This is a genomic window from Bacteroides sp. AM16-13, from assembly GCF_003602705.1.
Taxonomy (GTDB): Bacteria; Bacteroidota; Bacteroidia; order Bacteroidales; family Bacteroidaceae; genus Bacteroides; species Bacteroides xylanisolvens.
In genome coordinates, this window is record NZ_QTLK01000006.1 from 133,750 (window position 1) to 151,172 (window position 17,423).

Annotated in this window: 11 protein-coding genes; 6 read left to right on the plus strand and 5 right to left on the minus strand. The window is 43.8% G+C overall.

Going from position 1 to position 17,423, the window contains the following annotated elements; all coding sequences use genetic code 11:
• Positions 1-16: 16 nt before the first annotated feature.
• Positions 17-565: a chromate transporter gene (locus DW173_RS06490; protein WP_008025975.1), complete on the plus strand. Its 549-nt coding sequence runs from the start codon at positions 17-19 to the stop codon at positions 563-565.
• A 110-nt stretch (positions 566-675) separates the two neighbouring features.
• On the opposite strand, the gene DW173_RS06495 is transcribed toward DW173_RS06490, so the two are convergent.
• Positions 676-2,262 carry a glycoside hydrolase family 10 protein gene (locus DW173_RS06495; protein WP_009040523.1) on the minus strand — a complete coding sequence of 529 codons (1,587 nt, stop codon included), beginning with the start codon at positions 2,260-2,262 and terminating at the stop codon, positions 676-678.
• A 16-nt stretch (positions 2,263-2,278) separates the two neighbouring features.
• On the opposite strand from DW173_RS06495, the gene uvrA reads away from it, so the two are divergent.
• Positions 2,279-5,050, plus strand: a complete 2,772-nt coding sequence (gene uvrA, locus DW173_RS06500) for an excinuclease ABC subunit UvrA (RefSeq protein ID WP_120144059.1) — start codon at positions 2,279-2,281, stop codon at positions 5,048-5,050.
• Positions 5,051-5,147: 97 nt separating this feature from the next.
• Here the strand turns inward: uvrA and DW173_RS06505 are convergent, their stop codons facing one another.
• The 3 genes from DW173_RS06505 to DW173_RS06515 are packed head-to-tail and all read right to left on the minus strand — an operon-like array spanning position 5,148 to position 7,295.
• Positions 5,148-5,633 (minus strand): outer membrane beta-barrel protein, encoded by a 486-nt coding sequence (locus DW173_RS06505; protein WP_004300961.1) that lies wholly within the window; start codon positions 5,631-5,633, stop codon positions 5,148-5,150.
• Between the two features lie 4 nt (positions 5,634-5,637).
• A complete protein-coding gene (locus DW173_RS06510; RefSeq protein ID WP_004300962.1) occupies positions 5,638-5,868 on the minus strand; it encodes a hypothetical protein in 231 nt (76 codons plus the stop codon).
• Entirely contained in the window at positions 5,865-7,295 is a 1,431-nt protein-coding gene (locus DW173_RS06515; RefSeq protein ID WP_004310289.1) for a carbon starvation protein A, read from the minus strand. Before DW173_RS06515 ends, DW173_RS06510 begins: the two co-directional genes overlap by 4 nt.
• Before the next feature lie 108 nt (positions 7,296-7,403).
• Here DW173_RS06515 and DW173_RS06520 point away from each other — a divergent pair, with 108 nt between their 5' ends.
• Together DW173_RS06520 and DW173_RS06530 are read left to right on the plus strand one after the other, a co-directional pair.
• Positions 7,404-8,870 carry a glycoside hydrolase family 10 protein gene (locus DW173_RS06520; protein WP_118407254.1) on the plus strand — a complete coding sequence of 489 codons (1,467 nt, stop codon included), beginning with the start codon at positions 7,404-7,406 and terminating at the stop codon, positions 8,868-8,870.
• Between the two features lie 835 nt (positions 8,871-9,705).
• Entirely contained in the window at positions 9,706-11,262 is a 1,557-nt protein-coding gene (locus DW173_RS06530) for an ATP-binding protein (RefSeq protein WP_120144062.1), read from the plus strand.
• A 10-nt stretch (positions 11,263-11,272) separates the two neighbouring features.
• On the opposite strand, the gene DW173_RS06535 is transcribed toward DW173_RS06530, so the two are convergent.
• Positions 11,273-12,475 (minus strand): hypothetical protein, encoded by a 1,203-nt coding sequence (locus tag DW173_RS06535; protein ID WP_120144064.1) that lies wholly within the window; start codon positions 12,473-12,475, stop codon positions 11,273-11,275.
• A 162-nt stretch (positions 12,476-12,637) separates the two neighbouring features.
• Here DW173_RS06535 and DW173_RS06540 point away from each other — a divergent pair, with 162 nt between their 5' ends.
• Positions 12,638-13,816 (plus strand): ATP-binding protein, encoded by a 1,179-nt coding sequence (locus tag DW173_RS06540; protein WP_004311727.1) that lies wholly within the window; start codon positions 12,638-12,640, stop codon positions 13,814-13,816.
• A 32-nt stretch (positions 13,817-13,848) separates the two neighbouring features.
• Positions 13,849-17,397, plus strand: coding sequence for a pyruvate:ferredoxin (flavodoxin) oxidoreductase (nifJ, locus tag DW173_RS06545; protein ID WP_087318461.1), 3,549 nt, complete (start codon positions 13,849-13,851; stop codon positions 17,395-17,397).
• The last annotated feature ends 26 nt before the right edge of the window (positions 17,398-17,423 follow it).

The window sequence follows — 17,423 nt, forward strand, 5'->3', positions numbered from 1 at the left end:
ATAAATTATTAATCACATGATTTACCTACAGTTATTCTATACATTTTTCAAGATCGGACTCTTCGGCTTCGGTGGCGGTTATGCCATGCTTTCCATGATTCAAGGAGAAGTGGTAACCCGCTATGGATGGGTGAGTTCGCAGGAGTTCACGGATATTGTCGCAATCAGCCAAATGACTCCAGGACCTATTGGTATCAACGCAGCTACTTATGTAGGGTTTACTTCTACGGGTAGCGTATGGGGTTCCATCATTGCTACCTTTGCCGTAGTCCTTCCCTCTTTCATCTTGATGTTGACCATCAGTAAATTCTTCCTAAAATACCAGAAACATCCGATAGTAGAATCTATATTTGACGGATTACGCCCGGCAGTAGTCGGATTACTCGCCTCCGCTGCGTTGGTATTAATGAACGCAGAAAACTTCGGTTCGCCTACGGAAGATACTTATTCATTCGTTATCAGTATCATTATCTTTCTGATTGCATTCATCGGAACAAGAAAATATAAAGCCAATCCAATATTAATGATTATCGCCTGTGGTATTGCAGGTTTGCTGCTCTATTAATAACGAGCGGCTGAACAGTAAACAAAAAAACAGTAAACAAAAAACGGTGAATAAACTGCGTTATCATTCTGCAGAGTGTTCACCGTTTTATCGTTGTTTATTCTATACCTTTACAGTTTTAACTTCTTACTTACGGATTTCGATTCATTATGTAAACGATCTAAAGCTGTCACTACATAACGGCATTTTGTTTTTCCTGTTTCATAAGGAAGTCTATAGAATGGATTGCGCGTGATAGCTACAATATGAGAAGGATCGTCCAAATTCACCTTTTCTTTACTGTCAAAACGATAGACTACATATTGAACTGCCTTATCCATCTCTGTATCAGCTTTCGGAGCTGTCCAAAAAAGGATATAGCCATCTTCCGTCCATACCTTTTTCATTTTACGTACCTTGCCCGGAGCTTTATCATCCATAAAATCAAAGACTGGAATCAAAGCAGGATATTTATGATATTCACTGATTAAAGCATCACGATATCTACCCTGATTCTCAACAACAGCTGCTGCATACCATTGACAGCTTCCTCCGATTGTTTGGTAAGCACGTTGCAAAGCCATCTTACGGGGAAGCTGATTGATAGAAGGATTCTGCGGATCGGCAAACTGAACAGTCTTTGGCACTGACTGGCCGATAAATAACGGCCGGTTTTCCGAATGAGTAGCCCACCATTTCACCAATGTCTCATAGTCGGCAGCCTTGTGACCAATCTCCCAATAAATTTGCGGAATATTATAATCAATCCATCCTTCACGTGCCCAAAGAAGCACATCGGCATAAAGATCATCATAGTTCTGCAAACCATTGGTGTTACTTCCCAACGGATCGCTTTTCTGATTACGATAAATACCGAACGGACTAATACCGAACTTCACCCATGGCTTGATGCCACGAATCGTTTCATGAAGCTTCTTTATCAACACATTCACATTACTACGACGCCAATCTGCCTTATTGGTGAAACCTCCACCGTAACGGGCGAAACTTGCATCATCCGGAAAATCCAACCCATTAACCGGATAAGGATAGAAATAATCATCCATGTGAATAGCATCTACATCATAACGAGACACAATATCGGTCACAATTTTGCAGATATGTTCACGGCTTTCGGGAAGTGCCGGATCGAAATATAGCTGATCGCCATAAGTAACAAACCATTCCGGATGCTGGTGATAAATATGTTCCGGTGCCAACTTGTTCTTTAATGAGGTCTTCACGCGGTAAGGATTGATCCAGGCATGAAATTCCATATTCCGTTTCTGACATTCTTCAATCATAAACTGCATCGGATCCCACATAGGGGAAGGTGTCTGACCTTGCGTTCCTGTCAGGAAACGGCTCCACGGCTCATGCTGGGAAGCGTATAATGCATCTGCTTCAGGGCGTACCTGAAAGATGATTGCGTTAATGCCGGCTTCCTGAAGAGAATTCAACTGGCTAATCAATATTTGCTTCAGTCGCTCTGTGGGAATGCCACGAAACTGGCCATTGACAGCCTGTATCCATGCTCCACGGAATTCACGTTTAGGATATTTATTGCCTGATGGCACCTGTGCCCTCACTCCTACCACCAGAAGAAGAGCTAAAAGTAAAAGATAGTTTTTCAGCTTCATAATATTCTTAAATCGTAATAATGTGACGCAAAGATAATACAAACTCCCGATAAATTCGCTAACTTTGCCGACTACCATAAAAAAGGAGTATTTTATGTCAGAAAACAACTATATTTCGATCAAAGGCGCACGAGTCAACAACCTAAAAAACATCGATGTAGATATTCCCCGCAACAAACTTGTTGTTATCACCGGATTGTCGGGTTCGGGAAAATCATCACTTGCTTTTGATACCCTTTATGCAGAGGGACAACGCCGCTACGTAGAAAGCTTAAGCAGCTACGCGCGTCAGTTCCTGGGGAGAATGAGCAAACCGGAGTGTGACTTTATCAAAGGAATTCCTCCCGCCATTGCCATCGAACAAAAAGTAAACAGCCGTAATCCCCGTTCCACCGTGGGCACCTCGACTGAAATTTACGAATATCTACGCCTGTTATATTCACGGGTGGGAAAAACGTATAGTCCCATCAGCGGGCAGGAAGTGAAGAAGCACTCCACAGAGGACATCGTCAACTGTATGCTTTCTTATCCGGAAGGCACAAGATATACGGTACTGACGCCTATCCGCCTGCGTGAAGACCGCACATTACAACAGCAATTGGAGATAGACCTGAAACAAGGATTCAACCGTATCGAAGTGAACGGTGAAATGAAACGAATCGATGAATATACGCCTGTGGCAGGTGATGAAGTCTATCTGCTGGTCGACCGTATGGCGGTTGCCACCAGCAAGGACGCCATCAGCCGACTGACAGATTCTGCCGAAACAGCCATGTATGAAGGCGACGGAACCTGTATGCTGCGTTTTTTTCTATCGGATGGAACTACGAAACTTCATACTTTCAGCACTAAATTCGAAGCGGACGGCATCATCTTTGAAGAACCGAACGACCAGATGTTTTCATTCAACTCGCCTATCGGCGCTTGTCCGGCGTGCGAAGGATTCGGCAAAGTAATCGGCATCGACGAGCACTTAGTCGTTCCGGATCGTTCATTATCGGTGTATGAAGGAGCTATCGTATGCTGGCGTGGCGAAAAGATGGGTGAATGGAAAGAAGAATTAATTCATAATGCGGAGAAATTCGACTTCCCCATTTTCACTCCTTATTATGAGTTGACAGACGCGCAACGCAGGTTACTTTGGGAGGGCAACCAATATTTCCACGGCATCAATGATTTTTTCAAGATGCTGGAAGAGAATCAATATAAGATACAATACCGGGTGATGCTGGCGCGTTACCGGGGAAAGACGCTTTGCCCGAAATGCCACGGCACCCGCCTGAAACCGGAAGCCGGATATGTACGAGTGGGTGGAAAAAACATTTCCGAACTGGTAGATTTGCCTATCACAGAGCTGAAGGAATTCTTCGATCATTTGGAACTGGACGAACACGACAACAACGTATCCCGACGTATCCTGGTTGAAATAAATAGCCGGATTCGTTTTCTAATTGATGTAGGTTTGGGCTATCTGACTTTGAACCGGCTTAGTAATTCCTTATCGGGTGGAGAGAGCCAGCGTATCAATCTGGCAACCTCGCTGGGAAGTAGCCTTGTAGGTAGTCTTTATATTCTCGATGAACCAAGTATCGGACTGCATAGCCGTGACACAGACCGTCTGCTCCATGTGTTGCGTCAACTGCAACAATTAGGAAATACGGTAGTGGTGGTAGAGCACGATGAAGAAATTATCCGTGCAGCCGATTACATTATCGACATAGGTCCCAATGCCGGACGCCTAGGTGGAGAAGTTGTTTACCAGGGAGATATGAAGGATTTAAAGAAGGGAAGCAACAGCTATACGGTACGTTATCTTTTAGGAGAAGATGAAATACCTGTTCCGGAGCATCGCCGCCCGTGGAATAATTATATAGAATTGAAAGGCGCACGTGAGAATAATCTGAAAGGAGTAAACGTACGTATCCCTCTCAATGTAATGACAGTTGTTACGGGTGTTTCCGGTTCCGGGAAGAGTACATTGGTGAGAGATATTTTCTTCCGGGCATTGAAACGTGAATTAGACGAATGTAGCGACCGACCGGGAGAATTCTCTTCAATCGGAGGAAGTTTGCGTGACCTGCGGAATGTAGAATTTGTAGACCAGAACCCGATTGGCAAATCATCGCGCTCAAATCCGGTGACTTACATCAAGGCTTACGACGAAATCCGTAAACTATGGTCCGAACAACCTTTGGCGAAGCAAATGGGATATACCCCCGGATTCTTCAGTTTCAATAGCGAAGGCGGACGTTGCGAAGAGTGTAAAGGAGAAGGAACCATTACTGTAGAAATGCAATTTATGGCAGACTTGGTATTGGAGTGTGAATCTTGTCATGGAAAACGCTTCAAATCCGACACGCTGGAAGTGAAATTCAACGATAAAAGTATCTACGATGTATTGGAGATGACCGTCAACCAAGCGATTGAGTTCTTCAACGAACATGGACAGAAGAAAATTGTGAAGAAGTTGCTTCCTTTGCAGGATGTAGGACTGGGATATATCAAATTAGGACAGGCTTCTTCTACCCTTTCCGGTGGTGAAAACCAACGTGTCAAACTCGCATTTTATTTAAGTCAGGAGAAAGCTGACCCAACGATGTTTATCTTTGACGAACCGACTACAGGATTACACTTTCATGATATCCGCAAACTGCTGGATGCTTTCGACGCATTGATTCGCCGGGGACACAGCATCGTTATCATCGAGCATAACATGGACGTCATCAAATGTGCCGATTATGTAATCGATCTCGGACCGGAAGGTGGAGATAAAGGCGGAAATATCGTAGCAGTGGGTACCCCGGAAGAAGTTGCTGCCTACGGAGCAAGCTATACAGGGCAGTTTCTGAAAGAAAAACTAGGATAAGCAATCGTCAAAACTATAATAATACATTTATGTAATTAAGCCCTTGCAGAAGTTCTATATCTGCAAGGGCTTAATATATGAAAAAAATCAATCTCTCTTACAAGTAGAAACCGAATCCAATCTTCACACCGAAACGTGACATATCTCCATCATTGAAACGCCATTTATAATAAACGGCAGGTTCAATGGTTACCGTACGCGAAAGAAAGTAAGCGTATCCGGCTTCGATACCCAGTCCCCAGTCTGTCTGATGTTTTCCACCACTCCAACGGAAGCGGTTCCAGTCGAGTCCACCACCCAGATAGATACCGGTTTTATTGAAGTAGAAGCGTACTCCTGTGCCCAGTGTATACTCATCTACCGGTTTCGACCAGTCGGCTCCGGCATTTACCATCAAGGCAATACCCTCGGCAAAGAATGTACCGACCTGTGCACCAACTCCAAACTTTGCTTTATCGTTTTTACTATACGAAAAGTCCAACCCCGACAATGAAGGATTAATAATCGTAGTTCCTTTCTCAAATTGCGCTTGTGCAGTAAAAGAGACTGCCAATAAGCAAAGAGCCAAAGCTAATTTCTTCATAAACTTACTTTTTTAAGTGAATAGATTGTTCGTCTTTTTTGCGGCGTTCGCGCATTTGTTCCTTTTTCCGAAGCACCAGCCAAAGAAGGAGGACGATGACATAAGAAACTGCCACCGTAATTATTTTCTCTGTCAGGCTGACTTCCGTATTACGAGGCAACAAATAAGCCGCTGTTACAGATACATAAATAAGGAATGCAAGCGCCACTCCTGTTGATTTTCTTATTTTCTTCATTCTGATAATTTTCTTGTTTTTTGCTTATTTATCCAGATATAGAACCAAACAGTCGCAACCATTACACACGCTATACCAACGCCATAGGAGACTGTATGCGAAAGTCCTAATCCTTCAGGAGCAATACATATATAAGTAGAACATACACATGTCATAAACAGTGCCGGTACCAAAGTAATGATATAAGGTTTCTTGGATACCGCCAGAAAAACTGTTATAGCCCACAAGGTAAACACAGCCAATGTCTGATTTGCCCAGGCAAAATAACGCCATATCATATTAAATCCGTTTGCATCACGCAAACTATACAAAAGCAAACCAATAGCTAGTACAAACATCGGAATACAAATGTACAAACGACGGCGCATACTTTTTTGTTCCATCCCCAGGAAGTCTGCCACAATCAGACGTGCCGAACGGAAAGCCGTATCACCCGAAGTTATCGGAGCGGCAATCACCCCCAAAATAGCGAGTACTCCGCCGATTGCCCCTAACCATTCTTTTGTGATGGCATCAACGATAACAGAAGCATTGCTTTCTTCCATTCCGTTTTCATGGAAAAAATAAGTAGCGGCAGCAGCCCAAATAAGAGCAACAATGCCCTCGGTAATCATTGCACCGTAAAATACCGGACGTCCATGCCGTTCCGAAGTCATACAACGGGCCATCAATGGGCTTTGCGTAGCATGGAAACCTGAAATGGCACCACAAGCAATACTCACAAACATAATCGGGAAGATAGGAAGTTCGCTCGCTTCCGGGTTAGTATTTTGCAATCCGTCCCATAACTCCGGCAAAGCCGGATGGTTAACGTAGAGCATCACCAAAATGCCTACTGCCATAAACAACAAGGCAACCGCAAACAACGGGTAGATTTTACCAATTATTTTATCAACAGGCAGCAAAGTAGCCAGAATATAATATGCAAATACAACGATAATCCAAAACGTAGCATCCAAACTTTCCGGAGTGAGTTTTGCCAACAATCCGGCAGGACCTGCAACAAAAACCGAACCCACCAGAATCATTAAAATGACAGTGAATCCTCTCATCACCTGCTTGGTAGTCAGTCCCAAATAACGACCTATTATTTCCGGCAGGCTTTCACCTCCATTACGCAAAGAAAGCATTCCGGCAAAATAATCATGCACTGCCCCCGCAAAAATACTTCCCAGCACAATCCACAAGTATGAAGAGCTACCAAATTTCGCTCCCATGATTGCCCCGAAAATAGGACCTAATCCGGCAATATTAAGAAATTGAATCATGAAAATCTTCCAGGTAGGCAATGGAATATAGTCCACTCCATCCGCCTTGGTAAGAGCCGGTGTTTTACGGTCGTCAGGACCAAAGACGCGTTCCATGAGGCGTCCATACGTAAAATAGCCTACTATCAACGCCAGCAGGCATAGAGTAAATGTAATCATAGCGTGTCGTTTTTTAACTTGGCAAATGTAACATAATCTCACGAAACAGCCCAACAATACCGACACTTTTACTAACTTTGCAGGGATTTAAAACAAAAAATAAAGGATATGCGCTATACTATTTTCATTCTTTCACTTTTGTTTCCTTTCCTCTCAATTGTTGCGCAACCCAAGCACGAAGTTCGTGCCGCATGGGTGACAGCGGTGTACGGACTGGATTGGCCTCGCACACGTGCAACAACCCCTCAAACAATCCGCAAGCAGAAAGAAGAGTTAATAGATATTCTTGATAAGTTGAAGGCTGCCAACTTCAACACTATCCTATTTCAAACCCGTACTCGTGGAGATGTATTATATCCTTCGGCAATCGAACCTTTCAATTCGATCCTGACCGGAAAGACAGGAGGAAATCCAGGATATGATCCACTGGCTTTTGCCGTTGAAGAATGTCATAAGCGAGGGATGGAATGTCATGCCTGGATGGTAACTATCCCACTAGGAAATAAGAAGCATGTTGCTTCGCTCGGCAGTCAGTCTGTCACCAAGCGGATGAAAGAAATATGCGTTCCTTACAAGCGCGAATATTTCCTCAATCCGGGACATCCGGCAACGAAGGAGTACTTGATGAAACTGGTGCGGGAAGTCGTTAGCGGTTATGATGTGGACGGAGTGCATTTCGACTATCTGCGTTATCCGGAGAATGCTCCTCTTTTTCCTGATAAATATGATTTCCGACGATACAATAAAGGACGCACACTGGATCAGTGGCGCCGGGATAATATCTCCGAAATTGTACGTTATATATATAAAGGTGTAAAAGCTATGAAGCCTTGGGTGAAAGTAAGTACCTGCCCGGTAGGTAAATACCGTGATACTTCTCGTTACCCCTCCCGTGGATGGAATGCTTTCTTTACCGTTTATCAGGACCCGCAAGGTTGGATGGGAGAAGGTATTATGGATCAGATTTATCCGATGATGTATTTCCAGGGAAACAATTTCTACCCTTTCGCCCTCGACTGGCAGGAACAGAGCAACGGACGGCAGGTGATTCCGGGACTCGGCATTTATTTTCTCCATCCCGATGAAGGTAAATGGACACGCGACGAAATAGATCGTCAGATGAACTTTATCCGCAAGCAGAAAATGGCGGGTGAAGGGCATTACCGGGTGAAATACCTGATGGAGAACACGCAGGGGATTTATGATGAATTATCTGAGAATTTTTATGCATACCCTGCTTTACAACCCCCGATGCCTTGGCTGGACAATGTTCCGCCTACGGCTCCTTCTGCACTGAAAACTACCCACATCGATAATGGATATACCGAATTAACCTGGCAGGCTGCTACTGATAACGATCAGCGCAACAAGCCCATGTATGTTATTTATGCTTCTAATGATTATCCGGTAGATATCAACCGACCAGAAAATATCGTTGCACAAAATATTCGAGAGACGAGTTACGTATATGCCCCTATCCTGCCTTGGAATGCAAAAAAGCACTTCGCAGTGACGGCTATTGACCGCTATGGAAATGAAAGTACAGCGACACAGGAGCAAACGGTCCAGCAGTAAACCAAGTATTTAGAATCGACTTATTTGTTTCAAAACAGTATAAAAAAGAATGAAACGGTGCAGAAATGAACGAAAGTTTTTCCTACTATAAAGTTGAAAAACATAAAAACATCTGCCACCTGCAACGAAAAGCGTGTAATACACTAGTTAATAAATAGTTAGAACGTGGCAGATACCTGTGGCAGATAGGTTGCAGATAAAGTATCTGCAACACGTTATATAATCAAAGAAAAAGCCTTGATTCCTTGATGCAAAGCTATGGGATAATTGGGATCACTCTATGGAGAATTTGTGGTGTCTCTACGGGGAAACGACAGTACAATCCTTACGTAGAAACTGTAGTGTCCCGCCTTAGAAACTCTCGTTTCCTGCCGTGGAAACTGTAATTTCTAATGCAGGAAACGACAGTTCCCCGCCTGGAAACGGGAAGTTAATGTATACAATAAACTTTTGTACCCATGGAGAATTAGTTTATGTAAGGTTTATACTGTGTTGCAGATACTTTATCTGCAACCTATCTGTCGCAGGTATCTGCAACGCTCCAACTATTTATCAACTAGTGCATTACACGCGTTTGGTTGCAGGTGGCAGATGTTTTCATGTTTTTTCAACTTTATAGAGGAGGATTACGCATTAAAATTAGGGTCACAACCGTAAGTCATAAAACAAATTCACCTCTGTGTCCTCCGTGTCCTCTGTGGTGAAAACCGTGCAAGAATGAGCTAAATGATAATTTTCCAGTTAAACAAAATTATAACGCCCGTTCTTTGAGATATTGAAAACGAAATATTACGAAAATAATGATTATCTTTGAATTACTAAAAGGAAAATAACAATGAATGACTTGCTTCGTAAACTCCCTATCGGGATACAAACCTTTGAGAAACTTCGTAAGGGCGATTATCTATATGTAGATAAGACAGAGCTTGTATGGAAAATAGCTTATACATCTACTCCATGCTTACTGAGCCGTCCACGCCGTTTCGGTAAAAGTCTTCTTCTCTCTACCTTTGAAGCCTACTTTGAAGGAAAGAAAGAACTCTTCGAAGGGCTTGCCATTGAAAAACTGGAAACGAAATGGGAAAAGCATCCTGTGCTGCATCTGGATTTAAATGCCGAGAAGTACGATTCCCCAGAAAGACTTTATGATATCCTCAGCCGTCAACTCACCTTATGGGAAATCCAATATGGCAAAGGAATAGACGAGAACACTCTTTCCGGTCGTTTCTCCGGCGTCATCCGTCGTGCCTACGAACAAACCGGTAGCAGCGTCGTAGTTCTGGTAGACGAATACGACAAACCTCTATTGCAAGCTTTAGGCAATGATGTCTTACTGGATGAATACCGTAAAATTCTGAAAGCCTTTTACGGAGTATTGAAAAGTGCCGACCGCTACCTACGTTTCGTCTTCCTCACAGGAGTAACGAAATTCTCACAAGTAAGTGTATTCAGTGACCTCAACCAGTTGCAGGACATCACTTTGTGGCCCGATTACGGAACCCTTTGCGGCATCACTCTTCAAGAATTATTGGATACCTTTCAGCCGGAAATCAAGATACTTGCAGCCAATAATTCCATTTCTTATGATGACGCGGTACAACGAATGACACGTCTCTACGATGGCTATCATTTTTGCATTAATTCAGTAGGTATCTTCAACCCGTTCAGTGTACTGAATGTCCTGAAATCAAAAGTGTTCGACAATTACTGGTTCCAGACCGGCACACCGACTTTCCTCGTCGAGATGCTGCAAGAAACCGAATACGACCTGCGTACTTTGCTTGACGGGATCGAAGCACCGTCTTCCATGTTCTCCGAATATCGTGTAGATTCCAATAATCCGATTCCGTTGATTTACCAAAGTGGCTATCTGACGATAAAAGATTTCGATAGGGAATTTGGTAACTATCTATTGCAATTTCCTAATGATGAAGTCCGCTACGGCTTCATTAATTTCCTGGTTCCATTTTACACCGGAGTGAGAAACAGTGACCAAGGATTTTACATCGGCAAGTTTGTACAAGAACTTCGTTCGGGAGACTACGATGCCTTTCTCACCCGCCTGCAAGCCTTCTTTGCCGATTTCAACTACGAATTGAACGAGCAGACAGAACGTCACTACCAAGTGGTTTTCTATATTGTTTTCAAACTTATGGGACAGTTCACCGATGCCGAAGTACGCAGCGCCCGCGGTCGTGCAGATGCCGTAGTGAAAACACCTAAATATATCTATGTTTTCGAATTCAAGTTGCATGACACGGCAGAAGCGGCATTGAAGCAGATCGACGATAAAGGCTATCTGATACCGTATCAGGCAGACGGACGTGAAGTGATAAAGATCGGGGTGGAGTTCAGTGCGGAAAAACGCAATATCAGTCGCTGGCTGGTGTGAACAGATAAAGTTAAATATTATCAGGAGTTACCCATATCCACGCCCGATAGCAACTTCTCCTATGAACAGGAACCAAAGGTAAATAACCGGAGTACACTCTACCTTCCCTGATTTTCAACGGATAAGTTGCGGACATTCGTTCATGTTCCTGCAAGGCTTCACCTTCCGAAGGATGATAATCAATCACAAAACGCCCTATTGAACCAGGATGTACATAACGGTCATATAAAAAACGCGCAACAACTCCCATATTCATGCGCAGATTGATTTCCACACAAGGATGAATCCGAAAAACCGGCTTTTCATTTTCCGGAAACCGACAAATCATCATATCAACTCCAAGATAACCTTTATAAACGGTTCCTACCAACGCAGAAAGCCTATATTTCAAGCAGTTCTCCAAATCCGTCAGAACCTTTGAAGGGACATATTGCGAAAGTTGTTTCCAGATTGCCTCATTAGAAAGCAAACGATTCCCTTCATACATCCCACTCTTTCCGGTATGGAAGAGGGAATATCCCATAAATGTCACTTCACCTGTACCATCGGAATAAAACTCCATGGCAAAATCCTCTACCTTATTATATATAGGTTCCGCAATGATTCCACCCTGCGAAGCAGCCACACGCGTACACCAACCGGAAATAAAAGGAGTAAATATGCCTTTACACCAGTTCAAGCCTTTACCGCTTCCCGAAAGCGGAGCTTTCAACAGGCAGCATTCCCGCTCTTCCACAAAAGTTTTCCATTCTTCCAGTGCCTTCAAATAATAAGATTCTCCGCAGAAATATTCATTCAGTTGTAATTCCGGAAGTAACGAGACGGCTTTAGAACGATGGGAGTATTCCCGCAAACCGTTTAATTGCTCCATAGAAGGAAGCAGGGCTTCATCCACTCCCAGCGCTAAAAGCCGTTTCCGCAAAGCTACATCCCACCCCCAAGGACGAATATCCAAATCCGGTCCGACAGCAAGTTCCGGTTCAGTCATCAAATGAATCGAAACTCCCAGCAATTCCTGCATTTGCTTCAAATAACTGAGATTATAGGCGGAAGGAGCTAATACAGCACTCCCCTCCTCTGCATACCACATCGGAAGCAAAGCCAACTCGGAAGCCATACGTCTGGCCGAAGCCGGAGCCATATAATTAGTTTCACCGCTGGCCAACGCCAAATCATGTTCCGGATTGAATATATAAAGAGCCTTTTTTGTCATTTCAAATGAATTCAAAACTTTATTCTGCAAATATATACAGGAAATAGTCAGGAATGACTACAATAAACAGAAAGTTGGAATTAAACACACAATTTTGCCATCTCTACTTTGCAAATCCTAAAAAAAGCAGTATATTTGCCACCCGAAAAACAAAGAACTGAAATGGAATCATTCTATCGCACACACGCCTACCTCGTTGAGCACACCAATGCCCCCGTTCGCCGCGATCTTATGGACGAGATCGATTGGAGCGACCGCCTGATTGGTATCAAAGGGACACGTGGCGTAGGAAAAACCACTTTCCTTCTCCAATACGCCAAAGAGAAATTCGGGAACGACCGTTCCTGTCTGTTCATCAACATGAACAACTTCTATTTCTCGGGCCACAGCATTGTAGACTTCGCCAACGAATTTCAGAAACGTGGCGGAAAAGTATTGTTGATCGATCAGGTGTTCAAACATCCGGAATGGAGCAAAGAGTTACGCATGTGTTACGACCGTTTTCCTAACCTGAAAATTGTCTTCACCGGCTCGTCCGTAATGCGACTGAAAGAAGAAAATCTTGAATTACGTGATATCGCCAAGAGCTATAACCTGCGTGGATTTTCTTTCCGTGAATTCCTAAACTTGCAAACAGGCATGAAATTCAGGGCATATAGCCTCGAAGAAATTCTTAGCACTCACGAACAGATTGCCAAAGGAGTACTCTCCAAAGTTCGTCCGTTGGATTATTTTCAGGATTATCTGCACCACGGATTCTATCCGTTCTTCCTTGAAAAACGTAACTTTTCGGAGAATCTGCTGAAAACGATGAACATGATGGTGGAAGTAGATATACTTCTCATCAAACAAATTGAACTGAAATATCTTTCAAAGATAAAAAAATTACTATATTTGCTCGCTGTCGACGGGCCGAAAGCTCCAAATGTGAGCCAACTAGCAAGCGACATACAGACATCTCGCGCCACGGTGATGAACTATATCAAGTATCTGGCAGATGCGCGACTCATTAATCTGGTTTATCCGAAAGGGGAAGAATTCCCTAAAAAACCTTCAAAGATAATGATGCACAACTCCAACCTGATGTATTCCATCTATCCGGTGAAAGTGGAAGAGCAGGATGTGCTCGACACATTCTTTGCAAATTCTTTATGGAAAGACCATAAGGTACATAAAGGAGATAAAAACGTCTCTTTTATGGTGGACGAAGTAATGCCGTTCAAAATTTGCCAGGAAGGCGCAAAGATCAAGAACAATCCGAATGTAACGTACGCGTTGCATAAGGCTGAAATAGGTCGGGGCAACCAGATACCTCTCTGGATGTTCGGCTTTTTATATTAAAAGATTTATTTACTTAAATATTTAATTTAGTTATGACTAAACAGAAGAAATTCATCACTTGTGATGGTAACCAGGCTGCAGCGCATATCTCGTATATGTTCTCTGAAGTAGCAGCTATCTACCCCATCACTCCTTCTTCGACTATGGCTGAGTACGTAGACGAATGGGCTGCCGCAGGACGTAAGAACATCTTCGGCGAAACAGTATTAGTACAGGAAATGCAATCTGAAGGTGGTGCTGCCGGTGCAGTTCACGGTTCTCTTCAGGCTGGTGCGTTGACTACTACTTACACTGCTTCCCAGGGTCTTCTCCTGATGATCCCTAACATGTACAAAATTGCCGGTGAGTTCTTGCCTTGCGTATTCCATGTGTCTGCTCGTACATTGGCTTCTCACGCATTGTGTATCTTCGGTGACCACCAAGACGTAATGTCAGCTCGTCAGACTGGCTTTGCTATGTTGGCTGAAGGCTCTGTACAGGAAGTTATGGATTTGGCTGGTGTTGCTCACTTGGCTACCATCAAATCTCGCGTTCCGTTCATGAACTTCTTCGATGGTTTCCGTACATCTCACGAAATCCAAAAGATTGAAATGTTGGAAAATGATGATCTTGCTCCGCTGATCGACCAGGAAGCTTTGGCTGAATTCCGTGCCCGCGCACTGAACCCGATGAAACCGGTAGCTCGTGGTATGGCTGAAAATCCTGACCATTTCTTCCAACATCGTGAATCATGCAACAACTACTATGAAGCAGTTCCTGCTATCGTAGAAGAATACATGAATGAAATTTCTAAGATCACAGGTCGTAAATACGGTTTGTTCGATTACTATGGTGCAGAAGATGCAGAACGCGTAATTATCGCTATGGGTTCTGTAACAGAAGCTGCCCGCGAAGCTATCGACTACCTGGTAGCAAACGGCGAAAAAGTGGGTATGGTTGCCGTACACCTGTATCGTCCGTTCTCTGCTAAACACTTCTTGGCTGCTGTACCTAAGACTGCTAAGACTATCGCAGTTCTTGACCGTACTAAAGAACCGGGTGCTAACGGTGAACCTCTTTACCTTGACGTTAAAGACTGCTTCTACGGTGCAGAAAATGCTCCGGTTATCGTTGGCGGTCGCTACGGTTTGGGTTCAAAAGATACTACTCCTGCTCAAATCCTTTCAGTATTCGAAAACTTGGCTATGCCAATGCCGAAGAACCACTTCACTATCGGTATCGTAGACGACGTTACTTTCACTTCTCTTCCTCAAAAAGAAGAAATCGCTTTAGGCGGCGAAGGTATGTTCGAAGCTAAATTCTACGGTTTGGGTGCTGACGGTACAGTAGGTGCTAACAAGAACTCTGTAAAGATTATCGGTGACAACACTGACAAACACTGCCAGGCTTACTTCTCTTATGACTCTAAGAAGTCGGGCGGTTTCACTTGTTCTCACTTGCGTTTCGGTGACAATCCAATCCGTTCTACTTATCTGGTAAATACTCCGAACTTCGTTGCTTGTCACGTTCAGGCTTACCTGCACATGTACGATGTAACTCGTGGTTTGCGTAAGAACGGTTCTTTCTTGCTGAACACAATCTGGGAAGGTGAAGAACTGGCTAAGAACCTGCCTAACAAGGTTAAGAAATATTTCGCACAGAACAACATTTCTGTATACTATATCAACGCAACACAGATTGCACTGGAAATTGGTTTGGGTAACCGTACCAACACGATCCTTCAATCTGCATTCTTCCGTATCACAGGCGTTATTCCTGTAGAACAAGCTGTTGAGCAGATGAAGAAATTCATCGTTAAGTCTTACGGCAAGAAGGGTGAAGACGTTGTTAACAAGAACTATGCTGCCGTTGACCGTGGTGGTGAATACAAGACTTTGGCTGTTGATCCTGCTTGGGCTAACCTTCCGGATGACGCAAAAGCTGAAAACAACGATCCTGCATTCATCAACGAAGTAGTTCGTCCGATCAATGCACAAGACGGTGACTTGTTGCCGGTATCTGCATTCAAGGGTATCGAAGACGGTACTTGGTATCAAGGTACTGCTAAATACGAAAAACGTGGTGTAGCTGCATTCGTTCCTGAATGGAATCCGGAAAACTGTATCCAGTGTAACAAGTGTGCATACGTTTGTCCTCACGCTTCTATCCGTCCGTTCGTACTCGACGCTGAAGAGCAGAAGGGTGCTAAGTTCGAACAACTGAAAGCTGTAGGTAAAGCATTCGACGGTATGACATTCCGTATCCAGGTGGACGTTCTCGACTGTCTGGGTTGCGGTAACTGTGCTGACATCTGTCCGGGTAATCCGAAGAAGGGTGGCAAAGCATTGACAATGAAACACCTCGAAAGCCAATTGGCTCAAGCTGAAAACTGGACTTACTGTGCTGAAAACGTGAAGACTAAACAACATCTTGTTGATATCAAGGCTAACGTGAAGAACTCACAGTTCGCTACTCCGTTGTTTGAGTTCTCCGGCGCTTGCTCTGGTTGTGGTGAAACTCCATACGTGAAATTGATTTCTCAATTGTTCGGTGACCGTGAAATGGTTGCTAACGCTACCGGATGTTCTTCTATCTACTCTGGTTCTGTTCCTTCTACTCCGTATACTACAAACGAAAACGGACACGGTCCTGCTTGGGCTAACTCACTGTTCGAAGACTTCTGTGAATTCGGTTTGGGTATGGAACTGGCTAACGAAAAGATGCGTGCTCGTCTCGTGAAAGTGATGAACGAGGCTATTGCTGCTGATTGCACTCCTGCTGAAGTAAAAGAACTGTTCGCTGAATGGATCAACAATATGCTGGATGCGGACAAGACTAAGGAATTGGCTGCTAAGATCATTCCGGTTGTTGAAGCTAACAAGGATAAATGTAACCACTGCAAACAAATCGCTGAACTGCAACAATATCTTGTAAAACGCAGCCAGTGGATCATTGGTGGTGACGGTGCTTCTTACGATATCGGTTACGGTGGTCTTGACCATGTAATCGCTTCCGGTAAGGACGTTAACATCCTCGTTCTGGATACTGAAGTTTACTCTAACACAGGTGGTCAGTCTTCTAAAGCTACTCCGGTAGGTGCTATCGCTAAGTTCGCAGCTGCTGGTAAGCGCGTACGTAAGAAAGACCTCGGTCTGATGGCTACTACTTACGGTTATGTATATGTTGCACAGATCGCTATGGGTGCTGACCAAGCTCAAACTCTGAAAGCTATCCGTGAAGCTGAAGCATATCCGGGACCATCTTTGATTATCGCTTATGCTCCGTGTATCAACCACGGTCTGAAAGCAGGTATGGGTAAGAGCCAGGAAGAAGAAGAAAAAGCTGTTAAGTGCGGTTACTGGCACTTGTGGCGTTACAACCCGGCTTTGGAAGAAGAAGGCAAGAACCCATTCCAATTGGATAGCAAAGAACCGAACTGGGAAGATTTCCAAGGTTTCTTGAAGGGTGAAGTTCGTTACGCTTCTGTAATGAAACAATATCCTACTGAAGCTGAAGAACTGTTCAAAGCTGCTGAAGAAAACGCTAAATGGCGTTACAACAGCTACAAACGTTTGGCTAGAGAAAACTGGGGTGCTGAATAATAGTAATACCCTATAAATATAAAACG